The sequence below is a fragment of the Nostoc sp. FACHB-110 genome (assembly GCF_014697425.1).
Classification (GTDB): Bacteria; Cyanobacteriota; Cyanobacteriia; order Cyanobacteriales; family Nostocaceae; genus Nostoc_B.
Genome location: NZ_JACJRU010000012.1, coordinates 104,230 through 125,648, shown reverse-complemented (window position 1 = coordinate 125,648; position 21,419 = coordinate 104,230). Strand labels below are relative to the sequence as shown.

The window sequence follows — 21,419 nt, the reverse complement described above, 5'->3', positions numbered from 1 at the left end:
CTTACTTACGTCCTTCCCCTGATGCTGGTGTGACTGCAAAATTCATCCGTCCCATGCTTCTGGGTGCGAGTCGGACGAGGCGCGATTGGCTATTTTTTTCGATGTTGTAGAGGTTGGGTGCAAGGCTATATCCGGGTAGGCTGGTTAAGTCTAAAGTTCCAGTCCGATTACCAGCAATCACATTAGCCAGAGAAAACATCCCATTAGCATCAGTAAGGATGCGGTTCCCATCATCCATATAAATTACGGCGTTGGGTATCCCTGGTTCTCCTGGTTGCTGTTCGCCGTCAAAGTTTTTATCAATAAAGACTCGTCCAATTAAAGTTGCACAATCAGAGATAATACCAGGACGAATCTTGAGTAAGTGACTAGCTGTGTTACTACGGATGCTACCTGCGGCGGCGACTGCAAGATTTTTCCCGCTTCCACGAACAGCATCAGGTGTGACTGTGACTGCATAAACGACATTCATCGTTCCCTGTGCAGGGATAGTACCAGTATAGTTGATAGTTACTGTACGGTTATCTCGGCTACTCGATACAGTTACGGGTGTGGTGGTGTTAGCACTGGTTAAAGATACTTGCAGCGATCGCGTCTCGAAATTCAAGCCGAGGGGGAGAGTATCAGTCAGGGTAATGTTGCTGGCGGGAGAGTTACCAGTATTGCGGATAACTAACCGATAAACAACAGTATCACCTGGTTCCACAGCGATGCGATCGGCAGTTTTGACAATCTCTAAAGTAGGTACGCCTCTAGTAAATAAAACAGTATTTGAAGTAACAGGCTGAATATTATCACCTCCTAACACAGCTGTATTAGTAGTTTCGTCAGCAATTACGGCGGAAATACCAACAGAAAAAATCCCAGGTAAAAACAGAAGCAGTAAAAAGGAAATCTGCTTCCAATTTTTGATTATTAAAGTCATAAATATGTCAAAAAATAGATTATTTGCTTCTAGTTACGAGTAATCAACAAAGATGAGCAGTATTGAAAAAAGATTAATAATCACTATTTAAAACACCAATAATTACCACTTAAATCAAATGTCGTAAATTAGATATCATGCTCTTCGTCTAACTATGATTTGTGTCCTGATGTTTTTGATATTCAATACAGGAAATTTATATTTCCTACTTAAATTAAACTTATGTTGATTTTTAATAAATGGCAATTGTTAGGCTTTAACATACTTTTTGTTAGGCAATGATAGAAAATTTTCAAAAAATCATATTAATTAATCAGCATTATTTTATTATCTGGTTAGCTTTTATTTAAAAAAAGCTAATCAAAAATATTTTTAGTTCGTAATGTATGATTATGCAATTATTTTATAAATTTTACTGACACATACCTTTAATTAATTTAAAATTACGAGTACGAAAAATATGCAAATAAAATTTTATTTTGTATATCTGTTTTTTCTCAACAGAATACATGAGTTCCCATTGTTATCTATTTTTAGGTAAATGCGCTAATAACTCAGGTAGATGCAGCGTCTCACTTAAGCTTAATATAACTACACCAATATTAAATGGCAATTGATTTATCTAAAAATCATCTTTTTGCCTTATAAAACATAAATTTGAAAATTTGACAATGTAAAAATTACCAAGATTTTTAAATATTATTTAATTACTGAAACCAATTTTTACTAGTATTTACTTATATCGGAAATACAAATTCTAGGTTTTAACTTAATTGATGTAATCCTATTGAGTTATGAGTTTATAAATTTACAATTTACCCGAATTTATACGTAGTATTTTTATTTATTGTTTGATTGATGGACATATAGCAGTCGAAGTATAGGTTAGGAAAGTCTTGATTATTTAAAACTTCTCGCAGACTGGATGTTATCTCAGCAACGCCACTGTCTTCAAGTCGCCAAAGCCACTTAACGCAGTGGCTATTCAGGAATTTGCTATCCAGCTAAACAAGTATTTGCCAATATTTATATACAAAAATATAATGTTTTTAACACTGCTATACTCAATTATTAAATATGATTCATCGATTCTAATTTATTTCTCAGTATTATTACAGTAGATATTTTCTATGTAAGCAGCAAAATTAAGTGTTAATAAGCAAAAAACACATTGTATAACTTGTAATTGGCTGGTTATGTCATTGCATATTATCGCTTGAATAAGTAAGCTCACCCAAACGCAATTATTTTGATTCATCAGGAGTTATCTAGGTGCTAATTAATATGTTTAGAAATAAAAATAAATGCAATGATGAAATTCAAATATCCCATTTTTTAGATCATGATCAGTGTTTTAATCAGATAAATAATCATAACAAATCTGGTGCTTTAAAAGTATCTGATGTAGTTAATAGAGCTTTAATTATTGCTTATAAAGAAGAAACTCAATTACTTGAAACAGCCTTAATTCAAGAGGGATTAAATTGCGAAGTCATCAGACAGCAGCATCAGCCACAATATAAAAGTTTTTCTCCTAGCTATTTATGTTTACTCAACCATTTAAGAGCTTGGAAAATAGCCGCAATGCAATCTCAACCCACTTTGATTACTGAAGCTGATTTTGTTCCTGTTGTTGGTTTGGGGGAACTTCCTCTACCTTTTAATCCCTATCAAACAAATGTAGGTATGTGTTGGCTATACACTTGTGCCTCTCAGATATATAGTATTTCCGCAGAGGGGTATGCAGATGGTTTTTCAGTATCAACAGTTGCTTATATTGTGACTCCCCAATGTGCTGGTAAATTAATTGAATTTGCCACACAGTTACTGCAAACATCAAATCCTGAAACCTACTTTACCTGGGATTCTCAAATTGATAGTTTTTTGCGCCACCACAAATTGAAAAATTACGTACCTTTTCGGAATTACGGCGAACATGGTGGTTTACCCAATCTAGAACATTTTCTGCATGGACTGAGTAAAACTCATAGGGCGGATGTTCTTTATAATCAGCTTCACTTTCTACCTCCTTATGCCTCAAAAAGTTATTGCAAATTTTTGTCTGTCAGATTGTACGCTCGGATAAAAGGAATAGTTCGTTTGCTAGTTGGGAAATTTTTACGTTTGCGAGTTCTGAAACTTTCCCCTATACCTGCTAGATTAGTCAGCTTCTCGATTCGCAGACAAATTTCGCTTCATCTGTAGACTGTTTCTATTGGTATCAAACATGAGTTTGATTTTGGAAAAGTCATGCAAAACCACATCTGAGGCGATCGCACGCTGGATGCCATGACAAGACTGAAAGTGTCCAATTAACTATATGATAGAGGAACTCTCAATTGTCAAAGTGTAAAGAACAAGCGATCGCTACTGCCTTAATTTACTCCCTCTAATTTGGCATTTCAGCCGCGAGTATTTGTGGAATTTGGTAATGAAGAAACTAATCAAAGGTCTGCGTGAATTCAAGTCTAGTTATTTTTCGACGCATCAATCACTGTTTGAGCAACTTTCACTTGGTCAAAAGCCTAGGGTGTTGTTTATTACCTGTTCTGATTCGCGTCTAGATCCGAATTTAATTACACAAGCCCAAGTAGGTGAATTATTTGTTATCCGTAATGCAGGCAACATCATTCCTCCATATGGGGCAACTAATGGCGGTGAAGGAGCTACAATTGAGTATGCTGTCCAAGCATTAGATATTCGTCAAATTATTATCTGTGGCCACTCTCATTGCGGCGCAATGAAAGGACTGATGAAGTTAAACAGCCTCAGTAAAGAAATGCCACTTGTGCATGATTGGCTTAAATATGCTGAAGCAACTCGCAGGTTAGTTTTAGACCATTATGGTCATTACGATGGGGAAGAACTATTAGAAATTATGATTGCGGAAAATGTTCTCACCCAAATAGAAAATTTGCGAACTTATCCAGCGATTCATTCTAAGCTTTACCAAGGGCAACTCAGCATTTATGCTTGGATTTATCACATTGAGACAGGCGAAGTTTTAGCCTACGATCCTGAAAGACACGCTTACGTCTTACCCCAAACTCAAATTTCTGACCCAGAGGATGAGAACCGTCTCAATCCTTTCCCAATTTGCGATGTACCCAATGGTACAGTTCATAAGCCAGAAATAGAGATAACGCCTCCGCAAAAACTTCCTGTTTCTGCACGGGAAAGATTTCCGATGAGTCGCCTTTCTCCAGAACAGATGGAGCGAATTTATCGAGGATCAAATTAGTCACAAATTATAGGCGATCGCGGATGTAAATTAACTCATTAGTTAATTTACATCACTGTACACAGACTAATTCAGCACCTCTAGTCTCTCCCCTTGAAAGGTGTACTACACACAACTGAAAAACGCTGTGTGTTTAGTGAATAGGACTTACGCAAAAAAACTCTCAAACTCTCATTTCTCCGTGAACTCTGCGTCTCTGTGGTAGCCTGCGGCAAGCCGCTATCGCGTCTACGATTTTTCGTAGGCTGTGCGTAAGTCCTAAGTGAAGAAGGAAAAAGCCTTAGTCGAACTCACTTAGACAGTTAGGGCTGATCAAGGAAAACAGTCTTGAAGTGAACCGAGGCTTGTGCAACACTGAAGATCCTTTGCTTCCAGGGTTGATTTGAGGAATTTATAAATGGCGCGTCTAGCACTGCTGAGTGTATCTAACAAAACTGGTTTAATTGACCTAGCCCGTAGTTTGGTTGAAGAATTTGCATTTGATTTAATCAGCAGTGGGGGCACAGCCAAAGCCCTCAAGGATGCGGGAATACCAGTGACTAAGGTTTCTGATTACACGGGTTCCCCGGAGATTTTAGGCGGACGGGTGAAAACGCTACATCCGCGCATTCATGGCGGGATTTTGGCACGGCGGGATGAACCTCAAGATATTACAGATTTAGAAAATAACCAAATTCGCCCGATTGATTTGGTGGTGGTGAATCTTTATCCGTTTGAGGAAACTATTGCTAAACCAGGGGTGACTTTGGCGGAAGCTGTGGAACAAATTGATATTGGTGGCCCAGCGATGTTACGGGCATCATCAAAGAATTTTGCTCATTTAACAGTATTATGTGACCCAACGCAGTACGATGAATATCTGCAAGAGTTACGCCAAAATAACGGCGAAGCTTCGTTAGAATTTCGCCAAAAAGCAGCCTTAAAAGGATTTTTACATACTGCAAGTTATGATCAGGCGATCGCATCTTACCTTGCAGGTACACAACAACACACTTTAAGCGGTACTGAATTACAATCTCTGCGTTACGGCGAAAACCCCCATCAAAGTGCAGCTTGGTATCAAACTGGGACTACACCCACAGGCTGGGCAGCAGCTAAGAAACTGCAAGGCAAGGAACTCAGCTACAATAACTTAGTTGATTTAGAAGCCGCCCGTCGGATTATTGCCGAGTTTCCCGATACACCAGCCGCAACAATTATTAAACATACCAATCCCTGCGGCACAGCGTTAGGAGATACGATTGTCGAAGCTTATCAAAAGGCCTTCAATGCCGATTCTACTTCGGCGTTTGGTGGCATTGTGGCTTTGAACCGTCCGATTGATGCAGCTACAGCCAGCGAGTTAACTAAAACATTTTTAGAATGTGTAGTTGCACCAGACTGTGATGCAGAAGCAGAAAAGATTCTCTCTAAGAAAACGAATGTGCGGGTTTTGACACTTGCAGATTTAAGTAGTGGCCCGAAAACTTTAGTTAAACAAATTGCCGGCGGTTTCTTGGTGCAAGCTACGGATGATATTGTTGCTGATACTAGTAAATGGCAAGTTGTCACAGAACGCCAACCAACATCAGATGAGTTAGCAGAATTACTCTTTGGGTGGAAAGTCTGCAAACACGTTAAATCTAATGCCATTGTACTAACAAGCGATCGCACTACTCTCGGTGTTGGTGCAGGACAAATGAACCGTGTTGGTTCCGCGAAAATTGCTCTAGAACAAGCTGGTGACAAAGCCAAAGGGGCAATTCTAGCGAGTGATGGATTTTTCCCCTTTGATGATACTATCAGAGCCGCTGCTGCTGCTGGGATTACTGCCATTGTCCAACCAGGAGGTAGCTTACGCGACCAAGATTCGATCAAAGCTGCTAATGAGTTGGGTTTAGTCATGGTGTTAACTGGAATACGTCACTTTTTACATTAAAAACACCTTTGTGTTTTCCATTGCCTATTGTCTGCTCCCTTTTACTTTGAATGTTGCAGTTGCCAAAGTGTCACTGCTCATACTTGCTCTAATCTCACAGTAGTGTTATTTTTTAGTTGTGTGAGGAGCAAGTTGAAATTAAAAAACGTCTGGGGTGGAAACACGGCAACACTCCCGGGCGTTTTTTAGTATTTAGTAAAAGCCAGTCTCATCGAGACTGATTTCACAAGCATTTGATAAAAAATAAGTGATAGCAGGTGAGACTGTTCAATTTCATACTTCATACTGTTTCTGCCTCCAATTCCCTGGTATAAATTAAACTGGCAATCACAGATGCTAATTCTGCTGGTTCGATGGGCTTGGTAAGATGTCGTTGAAAGCCTGCTGAAATAATTTTTTGGGAGTTAGCTTCACCAGCAAAGGCAGTTAAAGCGATCGCAGGTAATTTGTGGGCGCAAATCGTCTTTCTCACTTGCTCAATCAGCATATAGCCATCCATTAAAGGCATACCAATATCACTGAGTAGTAAATTTGGCTGTTGTTGGGCGATCGCGTTGAGGGCTTCTGGGGCTGAGTTTACAGCTTTGACGGAAGCCCCATATTGTTCGAGGATGAAGGTAAGCAAATTTAAGGTATCAACATCATCATCTACAACGACTATTTGCACACCTTGAAGGTTTGGGGCATTTTCAGATAAAGCATAGTCTGTCAATTGTTTACTAGCCGTAACCATCAAAGGCAATTGCACTGTAAAGGTCGCGCCTAAATTTTCTCCTAAGCTGGCGGCTTGTACAGAACCTCGATGGAGTTCCACAAGGTGACGGACAATTGCTAATCCTAATCCCAGTCCCCCAAACTTTCTGGTTGTCACATCATCAGCTTGGCGGAAGCGTTCAAAAACATGAGGTAAAAACTCAGCGCTAATACCTTTGCCTGTATCTATGACTTGAATTTGGGCAAAATTGCCAACTTTTTGGAGTCGTAATTTCACCAAACCGCCCTCTGGTGTAAACTTAATGGCATTTGTGAGTAGGTTCCAAATTACTTGCTGTAGGCGGTTGGCATCACCTTCAATTTTGATGTCATCAATAGTAATCTCAGTTTGTAGTTGAATCGATTTAGTTTCGGCGGCGAGATGGACTGTTTCTAGTGCGGCTTCAATCGTTGTAATTAAGTCAACTGTTGCGAGATTCAAACTGAGTTTACCGCGCAAAATCCGCGAAACATCTAATAAATCGTCGATTAAGCGCGCTTGCAACTTGGCATTACGCTCAATGGTGTCTAAGGCTTGGGTTGTCTTGACTGTATCTAATTTGCGGCTTTTAAGCAGTTTGGCCCAGCCAAGAATGGGATTAAGCGGCGATCTCAATTCATGGGAAACAACAGCCAAAAAGTCATCTTTCATCTTATTAGCTTTTTCTAGCTCTATTCTGGCCGTACGTTCCCTTTCTAAAGCTTGCGCTCGTTCTTCAACTAATAGCTTCTGTTCGTGAATATCCGTACATGAGCCAAACCATTTGATAATCTGTCCGTGAGCATTGCGTAATGGAAAGGCTAATCCTAAGTGCCAGCGATATTCACCATCAACAGCACGACGCAGACGAAATTCAATTTCATACTTTCTCCCAGTCTGCAAGCAATCTTGCCAGCAATCAACTGTATTTTGGACATCATCAGGATGTAAGATATCTAACCAGCCTTCGCCTTGAGCTTGTTTGAGGGTTTTGCCTGTATAGTCATACCAACGGCGGTTAAAATACTCATGATAGCCATCTGGCTGGGTAATCCAAAACATTTGCGCCATTGTGTCTGCTAAGGTGCGAAACATCAATTCGCTCTGTCTGAGAGCTTCTTCTGCTTGTTTGCGTTCAGTAATATCTAAAAAAGCTCCAATTACGCCTCTGATATTACCTGCATGATCACGCAATGGTGCGGCTTTACCGTAAATAAACTGCACATCATCTTCATCAAAAACAAATTCAAATTCTCCTTCCGTTTCTTGGCCAGTTAAACCTGCTTGCTGCATTGGTAATTCGCAGAGGTTTACATCTTGACCATTTTTGTGAATTTTAAACGGAAAGGGGTATTCACCACTGGCTGGCGTTGCCGTCATCACTGAGCCTGGTTGTAGGCGCATCAATTTATAAGCACTATGGTTGACGGTCATTTGATGACATTGGGGGTCTTGAGCAATCCAGACTGCGGCGGGAACAGTTTCCATGATAGTTTCGAGTTCTTCTGCCCTGGCTTTGGCGAGCGCTTCACTTTGCCGCAATTTTTCTTCTGCTTGCTTGCGTTCTGTGATGTCTACATTCACAGCTACGCCATTAATAATGGTTCCAGTTTCATCGCAAATAGGTATAGCAGAATTGAGAATCGTTTTACGTTTACCGTCAAAGCTTTCAATATCAATTTCTTCACCAATGATTGTTTCGCCTGTAGCTAAAACTCTACCAAGTGTCCACTCGTGGGCGGCAATTGGTTTACCTGTATCTGCCCACCATCCTTTATATTCATGATATTGGCTTGGTTCTTCTAAAAACGGCGCGTTTTCTCCCCAAATCGCTTTGATAGCTGGATTAATCTCTATAAACTTGCCTTTAGCGTCAGATATGACTACTCCCACAGGCAGAATATCTAGCATAGCGCGCAGTAATTGACCTTCACGATCGCGCTTGGTTTCGGAAAGTTTACGCTTAGTAATATCTGTCAACATAGCAACCATCCCAGCAAAATTTCCCTGCTCGTTCAAGATTGAGCTAAGAGAAATCATTACCCAAATTTCAGCTGCATCTTGGCGATATAAACGTGCTTCAAACTGCTGTTTCGTATCTGCACTGTGCTGATTTTGCGCTAGCCATTGCCTAATTTCCTGCTGAGTATCAGGTTCGAGAAAATCAAAAATTGCGCGATCGCTAATCTGCTCTACACTATAACCAAGCATTTGGGCTAACTGAGAATTCACATATTCTGTTTTCCCATCTTGGTCAAATATCCAGATACCTTCATAAGCTGTTTCTAACAGACGACGATAGCTCATTTTCAGCTTTGCTAGCTTAAACTCAGATTGTTGTTTGGCAAAATATAAATCTGAATTTAAAGAACTAATTAATAACGCTACCAAGCTAAAAACAATTAGCTGTAATATGTCAGTCCAAGTATTTGGTAATAAAGAATAAATGGGTGGAATAAAGAAGTAGTTATTCAATAAAACAGCTAAGACTGTAGCGAATAAGCCAGGTGCTAATCCCCCATACCAACTACTGACAACTACAGCAGCAAAAAAAAGTGGCGAAACTTCTAGATTTAACAGGTTATCCAGCGTTAAGCCTAGTAGCAGCGCAATTAATACGGAGAAAACACAGACAAAATAACGCTGCATATGAGCGCGCTGGACTGTTGACATACTGCATTCATCCTTGGCAGTAACCTGTCTAATCAGACTTAAATATTTTTTTTGATGGGGCAACCGCCCCAAGATATATCCTATCTAAAAATATTAAAAAAAAAGAACCAAGAATCGCTCAGGACAAACACATAGTGTCTGGTGAAAGACGATTGAAAGGCAATAGGAAACAGCCTTAATAAAGTGTTACATAATATACTTGCCAATTTCCCAAACATCTGCTAAGTTCTAGTTGTGTGTGAGGAGTAAGTTGAAAAAAGCACCTAGAGTGGAAACACGGCAACACTCTAGGTGCTTTTTAATTGAAATGGATGTATTACTTAATTAATGTAATATACATAATACATTAATTAGATGCAAAAGGTTTAACCCAGCCAAGGCGGATAGCACTATCAAGTACGATCGCTGCCATAATAAACCACAACACACTCTCAAGTGCCAGCACGACAGCACTCCAACCCCAACCGACATCAATTTGTGCTAATCCCCGTACTAAACCAAAAGCCAAAACTCCGCCAGCTTTTAATTGTGGGTTTTGGTCTTGACGGATGATATAGCGATAAGTGACACCAAATAGCAAACCAGAAAAACCTGCGATCGCCAAACTTACTAAACAATGCAGATTTAAGGATAATTGCATATTTGTAAGTATATTAAAATACTTTGATAAAAATAGATTATTGAGAATATTAGTGACTAGCCAGGCAAGCAAAAGCGATAAACAGCCAATAATTCCTGCCTTAAGAGACTCTAGTCGTTCTGCCATTAATTGTGTAGCAAAAATTTCGTTCATTTTGACAATAGGGGATAATAAATAGAAATTACAATGATTTTTAAACTTCCTACTTCAGACTTCAGACTTCTCACTTCAGACTTTACCGTTCCCGGTATGATAAATATTAGAGACGTTTCGTAATTATTTGCAAAGATAAGACTATGGGAATTTTGACATTGGGATGGGTATCGCTGTTAGTCGTGTTTACTTGGTCAATTGCAATGGTAGTTTGGGGCCGTAACGGACTGTAGAGTAAACGTGGAAAGTCCATTTTTGAGTATTTTGGCTTTAATTGCTCTGGTACTGCTTGTAGCAGTCACTGGAGGTGTAGGCTACTTGACGGTGGCAGACTGGCGAGATCGCCGTCGGCGAGAAGTCGAAAAACGCGAACAGCGACGCACCACATCACCCAAAAAGCGATGATGCGATCGCAGTTAAATTATCTTGTTGCAGGGATGTGATCATTAATATCGCATCCCTGCAATTTTTCATGCTAGAAAGCCTCATAAAATTGTGGATTTAAGAGCCTGTTTTATCCAAGGGGTATGAGGCGAGATTAAAATAGTTAGGCTTCCCAAATTTAAGTCTTCCTAGCTTCTAGCAAGTTAGTTTTTTGCTATTTAAATTTGTTGAGCATTAAATGAGCATTTTAGGGTTGTATCGGGCTGAAAGTGTTGATTTAGCGTAATTATGATAAAGCCAGACTGGTTGCGAGTTAAAGCTCCTCAATGGGAGCGCGTTGGTAACGTTAAAGAAATTTTGCGGGATTTAGCACTCAATACGGTTTGCGAGGAAGCATCCTGTCCGAATATTGGTGAGTGCTTCAAGGCGGGTACAGCCACTTTTTTGATTATGGGGCCAGCTTGTACCCGTGCTTGTCCTTACTGTGATATTGATTTTGAGAAAAAGCCTAAACCTCTAGACCCTACAGAACCAACCAGATTAGCAGAAGCAGTGCGCCGTATGAGGCTCAATCATGTGGTGATTACTTCTGTTAACCGAGATGATTTACCAGATGGTGGTGCTTCGCAGTTTGTCGAGTGCATTACGGCGGTGCGAAATGTCTCACCTCAGACCACAATTGAGGTATTAATTCCTGATTTATGTGGTAACTGGGATGCTTTGGAAATAATTTTACAAGCTAACCCAGAAGTAGTTAACCATAATACAGAAACGGTTCCTCGCTTATATCGTCGGGTGCGTCCCCAAGGAAAATACGATCGCACACTCGAATTATTGCAGCGATCGCGGCAAATTGCACCTTGGGTCTACACTAAATCGGGCATCATGGTAGGCTTAGGCGAAACTGATAGCGAAATTCGCCAAGTGATGCAAGACTTACGGGCAGTCGATTGCGATATTTTGACAATTGGGCAATATCTCCAACCCAGTCAAAAACATTTGCAAGTCGATGCCTTCGTTACTCCAGAACAATTCGCCGCCTGGCAAGCCTTTGGCAAAGAACTCGGATTTTTGCAAGTCGTTTCTTCTCCCTTAACCAGAAGCTCCTATCATGCAGAACAAGTCCGGGAATTAATGGAACGTTATCCCAGAAAAGTGCTGAGTGCTGATAAATCAGTTATCAGTCATCAGTAAACAGGGAGTAGACTTGATAACTGATAACTGATAACTGATATAAAGTGGTGCAAGAAACTACCATTGCAATTTTAGGTGCAGGTGCTTGGGGTACAGCTTTAGCAAATCTAGCCGCGGCCAATGGTCACAAAGTTAGACTATGGTCGCGTCATGGCACAGAAACACTAGAAGCTGTTATTCAAGATGCTCAAATAGTGCTATCTGCTATTTCTATGAAAGGGGTAAGAGATGTTGCGGTGCAAGTACAATCTTGTCCCCTTTCACCAGAAACAATTTTTGTCACAGCAACCAAGGGGTTAGAACCACAAACCACTGCTACGCCGTCGCAAATTTGGCAAGCTGCATTTCCGCATCATCCAGTAGTGGTATTATCTGGCCCGAATTTATCAGCAGAAATTCAAAAATCATTACCAGCTGCAACCGTAGTAGCCAGCAACATCACCACTGCATCCGAAAAAGTGCAGCTGGTATTTTCTGCACCACGTTTCCGAGTTTATACAAATCCCGATCCTTTGGGTGTGGAATTAGGAGGAACACTCAAGAATGTGATGGCGATCGCAGCTGGTGTCTGCGATGGCTTACAATTGGGGACTAACGCCAAAGCTGCTTTAGTTACCCGTGGACTTACAGAAATGGTTCGCATCGGCAATTTTTTAGGTGCGAAAACGGAAACTTTCTATGGTTTGTCAGGTCTGGGAGATTTGTTAGCCACCTGTAATAGTCCTTTGAGCCGTAACTACCAAGTGGGCTATCAAATGGCTGGTGGTAAAACCCTGACAGATGTCCTCGCTAATTTGCCAGGAACCGCCGAGGGTGTCAACACTTGTCAAGTATTGATGCAATTAGCCAAGCAGCAAAATATATATATGCCAATTACAGAGCAAGTTTATCGCTTACTCCAAGGTGAAGTTACTCCCCAACAAGCACTCGATGAATTGATGCTACGGGATATAAAGCCGGAATATCACTGAGTAAGTTAAAAGGAAAAAGTCAAAAGTTAGGACTTTCACCGCTTTGAGAGTGGGTTAATGTACTTTCTTTACACTTCAAAAAAGTAGACAAGGATATGTGGTCTGCACGTATTAGTGGTGCTTATCGCGCATTAGCTTTAAAGAAGGGTGAAGATTATTATTGGTTCTCGATTGGTAATCATGATGAGTATGAAACTCTGCTGAATTAGACAGTAGTTTCAGCTATAAACTCCAGAAAATAGACAATTCAAGCGAGGTTGGCAACGAGGCTGAAGACATTGCATTTTGTTGTCTAGAGAAATACAACAATAATGTCCAGGGTGCGATCGCGGAAAATTGATGTAGCCACCTGACTTATATTAAAGGTCTTTCATCAGTGCTTTGTCCTTGATTGTCTACTTTGATTTTCTATACTCTGCCTTTATTTTAACTTCATAATTTCCTGAGAAATCCTTAGACAAAAAATACTAAATCGTCAGGAAATTACTTTTATAGCCATGTAGATATGACTAACCAGATGTTAAACATAACTTTACTAACCAATGTTTATACAAGCTCAAAAGTAACAAGTTATACATATTGATTGGAAATACTGATTAGGTAGCTCAGAAATTAAAGCCTATCTGTAGATTTGAATAGCTATTGGTTCAATCAAAATGTTCAGCAGCCGAAGCATTTCGGCATTAATGTTGGAAACACTAGTGCAGTTTTTGAAAAAAAATTGTATTGGAACCTCATACCGTGTTATTTCATCTTGAATCACGGGAACAATAGCAACAGTTGATTTTGATTAGCTGACCGTAATCTATTGTTACCTGGAGCCATTGAGACGATATGCCAGCAACATCTTTCTACCCGGATGCCGCCTACAATTCCCAAAAGTCCCGCCAGGTTTTAGACCCAGATATCACGGTTGACGACGGTGATTTGTCGGTCGAAGATTTACAAGATCTGGAAATAGTTTCTGTTGATCCTGCTAGTTTTGGTGCAAACACTAACCGTCGTAGCACAGACTTAGTACGTTTGTATCTTCAGGAAATTGGTCGAGTCCGGTTGTTGGGGCGTGATGAAGAAGTTTCAGAAGCTCAAAAAGTTCAACGCTACCTACGGATGCGGACTGTACTAGCCAATGCTGCCAAGCAAGGGGATGCTGTAGTTTCGCCTTACCTGCGATTAATTGAAGTTCAAGAACGTTTAGCATCTGAACTAGGCCACCGTCCATCTTTAGAAAGATGGGCTTCTACTGCTGGTGTGCAGGTGTCGGATCTTAAGCCGATTTTGTCAGAAGGCAAACGCCGTTGGGCGGAAATTGCCAAGATTACAGTCGAAGAACTGGAGCAAATTCAGTCTCAAGGACTGCAATCTAAAGAACACATGATCAAGGCAAACTTGCGTCTTGTGGTTTCTGTTGCCAAAAAATACCAAAATCGGGGTTTGGAATTATTAGATTTAGTCCAAGAAGGAACCCTTGGTTTAGAAAGAGCCGTAGAAAAATTTGACCCTACTAAAGGTTATCGCTTTAGTACTTATGCTTACTGGTGGATTCGTCAAGGGATTACAAGAGCTATTGCTACTTCTAGTCGCACAATTCGCCTCCCAGTCCATATCACCGAAAAATTAAACAAAATTAAAAAAGCGCAACGCAAAATTGCTCAAGAAAAAGGTCGGACTCCAACTTTAGAAGACTTGGCAATTGAATTAGAAATGACACCATCTCAAGTTAGAGAAGTGTTGTTAAGAGTTCCACGTTCTGTTTCTTTAGAAACCAAAGTTGGTAAAGATAAAGATACAGAGTTAGGCGAATTGCTAGAAACAGATAGCGTTACTCCTGAAGAAATGCTAATGCGAGAATCTTTACAAAGAGACTTGCAAAATCTATTAGCTGATTTAACTAGCCGCGAACGAGATGTAATTTTGATGCGGTTTGGTTTAGCGGATGGTCATCCTTACTCTTTAGCCGAAATTGGCCGCGCTCTTGATTTATCACGGGAACGGGTACGTCAAATTGAATCAAAAGCTTTACAAAAGCTGCGTCAACCCAAGCGTCGTAACCTTATCCGCGACTATTTAGAGTCTCTGAGCTAATTGTGTATGAAGTGTAAAGTATGAAGTGTAAAGTATGAAGTTTGAAGTGTGCAATTTTATCCTTCATTCTTTATTCTTTACATTTCTCACCATGATTGAAATTGGACTACTCAGTTATAGCAAACTTAACCTGCTTGTCCACAGGTATAGCAGTCGAAGTCTACGTGAAGACATTTAAAAAGGACGAAGCCAGGCAGAGTAAGACTTTTACCTCTAGCATAGCTGCCTCCTACTATAGAATTTATCGCCAAAAGCAAAGAAATTAGGACATTCTGCAAGCGTGAATGTTAAGAACAGTAATGTTTTTACCTTCTGCTATTTCCTGGCTTATGCAAAACTTTTGCAGCTAGATTTCCCTATGCTGATCTAGCCTACTGCTGAATGCTGCTAGCGAATGGGATCGCTATTGGATAATTGGGTTGAGAAGCTGACTAATTATTCATGAGAACTTAATAAATATTGTCAATAAGCTTTGTTTGTTGCAAATTGCTCATCACATTTGTTATATTCTCAACTAATGGGCTTTGTTGAGAAAAATTAGTATGACAGTCTACACAACTACTTCACTCAAAGCAGAATTAAATGAAAGAGGTTGGCGTTTAACACCCCAGCGCGAAGTGATTTTACACATTTTTCAAGAACTTCCGCAAGGTGAACACCTCAGTGCTGAGGATCTTTACCATCGCTTAGAAGCTGACGGCGAAGGCATCAGTCTTTCAACTATTTATCGTACGTTGAAACTGATGGCACGAATGGGAATTTTGCGCGAATTGGAATTAGGGGAAGGTCATAAACATTACGAAATTAACCAACCTTACCCCCACCATCACCATCATTTAATTTGTGTTCGGTGCAACAGCACCATTGAGTTTAAAAACGATTCGATTTTAAAAATTGGTGCGAAAACTGCTCAAAAAGAAGGATTTCATCTGCTTGACTGTCAAATGACAATTCATGCAGTATGCCCCAAATGTCAACGCGCACTGATGCCGCTTTAACATTGGGGCTGGATAACCAAAAGAAGTTACTCAAATCAATTTTGGATTTTAAATTTTGGATTGAGCAATTACCTAAACTCCTGTTTTCTAGGTTATGAATCCAAAAAATCTCAAAGGCTTTTGCACACTTGCGTTTTGCTGCGCTATCAGCAATCTAAAATCTAAAATTGGTAGAGTTATCGGAGGCAAGTAACCATTTGGGGATTCACATTGGCAAACCTAAGCGGATGTTAAAACCGTCCGCTTCTAATATCACTGAGGCTGACACCATAAAATTCTTGGGCTTGCTTGATTGCTTTTTTTGTGTCGTCTGCCATTACACCCGTTAGCTTACCTTTGTAAAAGCCTTTGTCTCGGAGTCTTCTTTGAATTTCCAACACACTAAAGTTGCTTTTTGGTGCGGTGTTCACTTTGCTATATAAGCGAGCGCGAGTCGTAGGGCCTGCTACACCACTGGCTGCTAAGTAATTGTCAGACTGGAAGCGACGTACTGCATCGGAAGTGTAAGAACCAAAGTAGCCATTTGGCTCTCCCTGTAAGTATCCAGCTTTGATTAATTGTTCTTGGAGAACTCTGACTGCTTCACCGCGATCGCCCATGCGAAGATTATCTCTATCAGCTGCTTTTTTTGCTGGAGAATCCTCGCCATAGCCTACACCACTTTGGGGGAGTTTGCTAAGAGTTGCCGGGCCAACAATGCCATCAACATTCAAATTATAAGCATCTTGGAAACGTTTAACTGATTCTTCGGTGATTGGCCCGAATATACCTGTGGCGTTTCCGTAATAATAACCAGCCACGCGCAGTTTTTCTTGTAAAACTCTTACGTCTTCCCCTTCATCACCTTTCATCAGGTATTGGGAATTGCTACGCTTGGTAGCTTGGGTTGGAGTGTTTTGGACTGGTGTACTAGCACTAGCAGCTGCAACCCTAGTTTTTTGGGCTGGTGTCCTCGTATTTGCAACTTTAGTTGTTTGAGTTGTCCGCACCAAAGTTGCTTTTTTGGGTTGGCTATTTGCAGATGTTTTGCGCCAGTTATCTAATTTTTGCAGAGTGGTGGTTCCCACTACACCATCAACTGGTAAACCTGCGGCTTTTTGGAAACGTCGAACAGCTTCTTCTGTGGGAAAATCATAAACTTGAGTAATCGGAGCTTGATAATAACCAGCTTGTTGTAGTTTTTGTTGCAGATTTCTCACAGAGGGGCCTTGATCACCTCTTTCTAGAGCCAAGACACTATTGACCATACTGAGAATAGACAAGGTAAGCGCCAGAGGTAACATATACTTCCAAGCCTTACTTGAAAGCTTACTCCAGTTTGGCGCAGATGCTTGGTCTAACAAAGCACTCAGCGATATTAATTCACTGGGTTCACAGTCTTCATAGGCGAAAGCTAGGTGCAAATATGCAAGGTTGTCCATAGTAGATTCCTACACCATTTATTTATCTGGAATATATTTTTCTTCGATGGCTGCTTCGGCTTGATGTACTAAACTTCTTAAATTTTCTAGTGTCAGTATATCCACATTTTCCCATAAACCACGCTGGTGTGCTTCAAGTAATCTTTCAGCAATATCACGCAACGTATGAGGATTATTGTACTGAATAAAGCCTACAACAGTTGGATCAAACAGATAAGACTCTGCTATGCCTTGATACATATAATCTTCTACGCATTTGGTTGTGGCATCGTAGGCAAACAGAAAATCAACGGTTGCTGACATTTCAAATGCACCTTTATAACCGTGGCGCATGACTCCGGCAATCCACTTAGGATTAATTACACGCGAACGATACACCCGCGCAATTTCTTCTTTCAGTTGGCGAATGCGGGGATTAGCGGGAATAGAATTGTCGCCAAAGTAAATTTGGGGATTTTTGCCTTGCAGAGAACGGACAGCAACTGCTAAACCACCTTGAAATTGATAATAATCATCAGAATCGAGCAAATCATGTTCGCGGTTGTCTTGGTTGTGCAGAACAATTTGCATTTGCTGTAAACGCTGCTGGAATGCTTCTGGTGCAGCGATTCCTGTGAGTTTACCCTTTTCTTGGGTAGCAGTCAGGCTGGTGTAGGCGTAACAACTCCAGTTGATATAAGCACGGGCTAAATCTTGGTCATCAGTCCAATTTTGCGATTCAATTAAACCTTGAATTCCTGCTCCGTAAGCACCAGGTTGCGAGCCAAAAATGCGATAAAGCGATCGCACTTGGGCCGCCTCTGGTGTTAAACCTTGGGTTATCCAATACTCAGTATCTTGCTGAACTTGCACCGCTAAGGGATTTTCTTCTAGAGATTCATCTAAGGCGGCAACTGCTGTCACCGCTTGTTCAAATAAGTCAATCAGATTAGGGAACGCATCGCGGAAAAATCCAGAAATTCTTAAGGTGACATCCACTCGCGGACGACCCAAAATCGACAACGGTAAAATTTCAAAATCGACGACTCGCCGCGCTGCCCCATCCCACACAGGACGCACACCTAACAATGCTAAGGCTTCGGCAATGTCATCGCCACCAGTTCGCATTGTAGCTGTACCCCATAAAGATAATCCTAGTGTTTTGGGATACTCACCATGCTCTTGAGTATAGGCTTCGATTAAGTTCTCGGCGGCTTTTCTGCCAACATCCCAGGCTGTTTCTGTGGGTAAGGCGCGGATATCTACTGAGTAAAAGTTTTTGCCAGTTGGCAGGACTTCTGGTCTGCCGCGTGTGGGTGCGCCGGAAGCACCGCTCGGGACATATCCGCCCTCAAGTCCGTGGAGTAAGTTGGTGATTTCGGCGGGGGTTTGTTGAAGGGCGGGGAGGAGTTTGGTGTTGATCCAGTCTAGGGTAGTGGAGAGGGGGGAAGGGGGGAGGGTGGGGAGTTGTTCTATTAGTTCGGCGGCTTGTTGTTCTAGGAGTTCGACTACATCGCCGATGGTGCGGCAGGATTGGAGTTTCGCGCAAAGGCGCAAAGGCAAGGCAGCGCGTTGCGGGGGTTCCCCCCGTTGTAGCGACTGCCGCGCGGAGTGGGAGTTGGGGAAGATGAATAAGGAGCTAAATTCGTCTGTGAGGGGGTCTATGTCTAGTCCCCAGGCTTGGGCTAGGGCGCGGGTGATGCCGATGGAGTGGCGGTTGGGGATGCGGGCGATCGCAACTATTAAGTCTCGCAGTTGTCTACCTTGGGGACATTGCCCAAATATATGTAAGCCGTCGCGGATTTGGGCTTCTTTGAGTTCGCATAGATAGCCATCTAATGAGTTTAATATTGATAGTTCAAAGTTGAAGATTGCTTCTTTGTTTTCTAGTCCTAAGTCTAGGTGCAGGTTTTCTTTGATGACGAGTTCGCGGATGCGATCGCGGATGGCTGGTAATCTTGAAGGGTCTAAACTTTCGGCTTCGTAAAACTCATCAATTAAGTTTTCTAACTGTTGCAAGGCCCCATACAATTCTGCACGGGTCATTGGTGGGGTGAGGTGGTCGATAATCACGGCTTGGGCGCGGCGTTTAGCTTGGGAACCCTCGCCAGGATCGTTGACGATAAACGGGTAAAAATGGGGCATTGCACCGAAGGCAACTTCGGGATAACAATTGCTGGATAAAGCTAAACTTTTGCCTGGTAGCCATTCTAAGTTGCCATGTTTACCAACGTGTACGACAGCATCAGCACCAAAGCATTCTCTTACCCAATAGTAAAAAGCTAGATAAGCGTGAGTTGGTTCTAAATCTGGGGCGTGATAATTCAAACTAGGGTCAAGGTCATAACCCCGCGCTGGTTGTATACCTACGAAAATGTTGCCGAGTTGAATGCCGGGAATGGGAAAGGGGGAACTGTTTTCCCCTCTGCCCCCTACCCCCTCCCCCGTTGCCTCTTCCCGACTCCCGACTCCCCATCGTTCATTAATACCTTGCTTGACTGATTCTGGTAATGAGGCGAAATATTCCTGATATGCTTCAATTGAAAGACTCTGATGTATTGGGCGTAATTCTCTGGCTTCGGGGTCATTGGTGACACCATCTGTCAAGAATTGAATCAACTCATTTCCATCAGTTGGTACGTTATCTAATTCATAACCAGCAAGTTGTAAGGCTTTGAGGATTTCTACACAACTTGCTGGTGTATCTAAACCCACACCGTTAGCAAGGCGACCGTCGCGGTTGGGGTAGTTAGCCAAAATTAGGGCAATGCGGCGTTCTTGGGTTGGTTTGGAACGCAATCTGACCCAATTAGCAGCGAGTTGAGCGACAAAATCAATGCGATCGCTCACTGGTTCATAAACGACTACATCTGTTTCTATGTCAGGATTACGTGTTTGCAAAGCTTTAAAAGATACAGCACGGCTAATAATTCTGCCATCTACTTCTGGTAGTGCCACGTTCATAGCGATATCACGGGGAGATAACCCTTGAGATTGCGATTCCCACGTCTCAACGGAACCACCGCTCAGAATGACTTGGAACACTGGCACATCAAATTTTTGCCACAGGTCTGTTTCTGGTGTTTCAGTATCTAGACGGGCTAGAGAAAAACTAGTGGTATTTAAAAGTACTGTAATTTGTTCTGCATCTTTGGGCTGGAAAAATTCGCTCAATTCATCTTGAACGCTGGGGTCACGTAGGGAAGAAACAAAAACTGGGATTGGTTGTAAGTTTCTTTGAGCTAAGGCTGCACACAAAGCATCAATCACCTTAGTATTGCCAGCTAGATAATGCGCGCGATAGAACAAAATACCGACTTTGGGGAGTGGAGGATGGGGGGCAGGGGGGCAGGGGGGCAGGGGGGCAAGGGTGAAAATTTCCTGAATATCTCTCTTATCTCCCAACTCACTATTCCCTATTTTCCATTCATACAAACCCACGCGAGGAACAATTTGCGGTGGTAGGGGATGAAAGGATGTATTTGAGCAAGTATCAGCGATAAATTTTAAAGCATTAACAAAATTATTAACACCGCCTTCGCGGAAATATTGCCATACTCTGTTAACAATATCTACAGAAACAGTAGATTGAGCTACTAATTCAGGATCAAGCGCGTCATCTCCTGGCATTACAATTAAGGTTGTACCGTTACGTTGTACAATTTCCTGCACTACTTCTAAACCGTAAGCCCAGTATGCACGTCCGCCTAAAAGACGTAAAATAATTACCTCAGCAAGTTCTAACACTTGCTCGCTATATGTATCAATAGTAATTTGTTGTTGTAACTGCAATAAGTTAGCGACTCTTAATGCAGGAAAATTTGTCGGTAATTTGGTAACTGCTGCTGCCAAAGTTTGAATGTCAGTATCCGCAGCTGTAATAAATACAAACGGCGCGGGAGTTTGTTCTAGAAAAATTAACCCTTCTGACTGATTCCATCCGACTGATTTAGCATTTATTCGATGCATGATCCCGCCTTACCGTCTTAAACTGTTGGTTAGAACACGATTAAAAAACATTTCAGCCTAGCAAAACCAGCTGCTGAAAGGAAAGTCATTTTTCCTAGACACTGGTTAGTTACCCCCTCTCACCCGACCATTGAA

The 21,419-nt window shown here is 41.5% G+C and carries 14 protein-coding genes; 9 read left to right on the top strand and 5 right to left on the bottom strand.

Features of this window, described 5'->3' with window-relative positions; all coding sequences use genetic code 11:
- Nucleotide 1 precedes the first annotated feature (1 nt).
- Nucleotides 2-925 (bottom strand): DUF11 domain-containing protein, encoded by a 924-nt coding sequence (locus H6G69_RS14075; RefSeq protein ID WP_190687740.1) that lies wholly within the window; start codon nucleotides 923-925, stop codon nucleotides 2-4.
- Between the two features lie 1,284 nt (nucleotides 926-2,209).
- Here H6G69_RS14075 and H6G69_RS14070 point away from each other — a divergent pair.
- The 3 genes from H6G69_RS14070 (at nucleotide 2,210) to purH (ending at nucleotide 6,084) form a co-directional block, all read left to right on the top strand.
- Nucleotides 2,210-3,130, top strand: a complete 921-nt coding sequence (locus tag H6G69_RS14070; RefSeq protein WP_242072061.1) for an LPS biosynthesis glycosyltransferase — start codon at nucleotides 2,210-2,212, stop codon at nucleotides 3,128-3,130.
- 226 nt (nucleotides 3,131-3,356) lie between these two features.
- The gene (locus H6G69_RS14065) at nucleotides 3,357-4,166 is read left to right on the top strand and encodes a carbonic anhydrase (RefSeq protein ID WP_190687737.1); all 810 of its coding nucleotides are present in this window, start codon (nucleotides 3,357-3,359) and stop codon (nucleotides 4,164-4,166) included.
- A gap of 397 nt (nucleotides 4,167-4,563) precedes the next feature.
- A complete protein-coding gene (gene purH, locus H6G69_RS14060; RefSeq protein ID WP_190687734.1) occupies nucleotides 4,564-6,084 on the top strand; it encodes a bifunctional phosphoribosylaminoimidazolecarboxamide formyltransferase/IMP cyclohydrolase in 1,521 nt (506 codons plus the stop codon).
- A gap of 280 nt (nucleotides 6,085-6,364) precedes the next feature.
- Here the strand turns inward: purH and H6G69_RS14055 are convergent, their stop codons facing one another.
- On the bottom strand, nucleotides 6,365-9,490 hold the full coding sequence (locus H6G69_RS14055; RefSeq protein WP_190687732.1) for a PAS domain S-box protein: 3,126 nt from the start codon (nucleotides 9,488-9,490) through the stop codon (nucleotides 6,365-6,367).
- A 346-nt stretch (nucleotides 9,491-9,836) separates the two neighbouring features.
- Entirely contained in the window at nucleotides 9,837-10,283 is a 447-nt protein-coding gene (locus tag H6G69_RS14050) for a hypothetical protein (protein ID WP_190687729.1), read from the bottom strand.
- A 143-nt stretch (nucleotides 10,284-10,426) separates the two neighbouring features.
- Between H6G69_RS14050 and petN the strand changes: the two genes are divergently transcribed.
- The 6 genes from petN (at nucleotide 10,427) to H6G69_RS14015 (ending at nucleotide 15,915) form a co-directional block, all read left to right on the top strand.
- Entirely contained in the window at nucleotides 10,427-10,516 is a 90-nt protein-coding gene (petN, locus tag H6G69_RS14045; RefSeq protein WP_083468698.1) for a cytochrome b6-f complex subunit PetN, read from the top strand.
- Between the two features lie 7 nt (nucleotides 10,517-10,523).
- Nucleotides 10,524-10,688 carry a hypothetical protein gene (locus H6G69_RS14040; RefSeq protein ID WP_190687726.1) on the top strand — a complete coding sequence of 55 codons (165 nt, stop codon included), beginning with the start codon at nucleotides 10,524-10,526 and terminating at the stop codon, nucleotides 10,686-10,688.
- A 264-nt stretch (nucleotides 10,689-10,952) separates the two neighbouring features.
- A complete protein-coding gene (gene lipA, locus H6G69_RS14035; RefSeq protein ID WP_190687868.1) occupies nucleotides 10,953-11,861 on the top strand; it encodes a lipoyl synthase in 909 nt (302 codons plus the stop codon).
- 47 nt (nucleotides 11,862-11,908) lie between these two features.
- Nucleotides 11,909-12,832: an NAD(P)H-dependent glycerol-3-phosphate dehydrogenase gene (locus H6G69_RS14030; protein WP_190687722.1), complete on the top strand. Its 924-nt coding sequence runs from the start codon at nucleotides 11,909-11,911 to the stop codon at nucleotides 12,830-12,832.
- Nucleotides 12,833-13,666: 834 nt separating this feature from the next.
- Complete coding sequence (gene sigC / locus H6G69_RS14020; RefSeq protein WP_190687719.1) at nucleotides 13,667-14,917, top strand: RNA polymerase sigma factor SigC; 1,251 nt, start codon at nucleotides 13,667-13,669, stop codon at nucleotides 14,915-14,917.
- Between the two features lie 542 nt (nucleotides 14,918-15,459).
- A complete protein-coding gene (locus H6G69_RS14015; protein WP_190687714.1) occupies nucleotides 15,460-15,915 on the top strand; it encodes a Fur family transcriptional regulator in 456 nt (151 codons plus the stop codon).
- Nucleotides 15,916-16,145: 230 nt separating this feature from the next.
- Here H6G69_RS14015 and H6G69_RS14010 read toward each other — a convergent pair whose 3' ends face one another.
- The gene (locus H6G69_RS14010) at nucleotides 16,146-17,336 is read right to left on the bottom strand and encodes a peptidoglycan-binding protein (protein WP_190687711.1); all 1,191 of its coding nucleotides are present in this window, start codon (nucleotides 17,334-17,336) and stop codon (nucleotides 16,146-16,148) included.
- A gap of 18 nt (nucleotides 17,337-17,354) precedes the next feature.
- The gene (gene cobN, locus H6G69_RS14005; protein WP_190687709.1) at nucleotides 17,355-21,284 is read right to left on the bottom strand and encodes a cobaltochelatase subunit CobN; all 3,930 of its coding nucleotides are present in this window, start codon (nucleotides 21,282-21,284) and stop codon (nucleotides 17,355-17,357) included.
- Nucleotides 21,285-21,419: the final 135 nt, after the last annotated feature.